The organism is Bacillus sp. 05T31 (assembly GCF_056396725.1).
This window is the reverse complement of the sequence record NZ_JBFTMA010001115.1, coordinates 1-887: the sequence shown is the minus strand read 5'-3', so window position 1 is coordinate 887 and position 887 is coordinate 1. Positions and strand designations below refer to the sequence as shown.

General features: G+C 31.6%; 1 protein-coding gene. It reads right to left on the bottom strand.

Going from position 1 to position 887, the window contains the following annotated elements; translation table 11 throughout:
* Nucleotides 1-815: polyprenyl synthetase family protein (locus AC1DJR_RS31730; protein ID WP_477004442.1), on the bottom strand; the 815-nt coding region annotated here is incomplete at its 3' end.
* Nucleotides 816-887: the final 72 nt, after the last annotated feature.

Sequence of the window (887 nt, the reverse complement as noted above, 5' to 3'; positions counted from 1 at the left end):
ATGTAATCCCGGACTAATGCCCGAACTTCAGGTGAAGAAGATATTTGTTCATCCGTTAAATTTTCAAAAAAATTATCCTGTGTTTTGCAACTATATTCATAAGCTTTTAAAAAAGGAAGATAAGCCTTTAAGTCCTGAAGGTCATTTTTATTATCTGTCATGGCATCAGTAGCATCATTTCTTAGCTGACCAGCTATCCCTATATAAGATGTGATTTCTTTTAAAATTCTATTTTCAGGATTAATAGTTCGAAAGATAATTTCTGTGAGTAGACCGGATTTCTTTTCAATAAGTTTCATATATTCTTCTTCACTTAAAATTATTTTTTTATCTATTGAAAAACAAAATTGGATATCTTTCCATTCTCCACAACACGAATGTATCAATTGTTGGAGAAGATCTCGTGTTGCAGTATCTTTTGTCTTATAAGTTAAGTATATCAGTCCTTGCATAAGTAAATATTGAGAAACTAACAAAAAACGAGGATATTCGTTTTTAAAATATAATGGATCTAATACGTCTCCATCACACAAATCATCTATTATATCCGCTGATAAAAAGATAAATTCAACCCCCATTGCCTTATCTAATTCTCTTTTTGTTATTGGTTGTCGTTTGGTCAAAAAAGAAAGAGCTAGATATAGCTCTCCCCACGAGAAACCAGAATATTCAGGATTTAAAATCTTTCCTTTATGAGAAAGACATTTCTGAATAAGTAGAAGTATTTCAGATTCATCACTTTGATTACGGTAGGAGATATGGTAATCAATATGATTGATTAAACAATCTTTAAACCCACTGATTTCCACCATCAATTTTCACCCGGAAATCCTTTGCATACTCATCTAATACAATTCGCTCTTCAACTGATAGTGTCTCCAATGAAG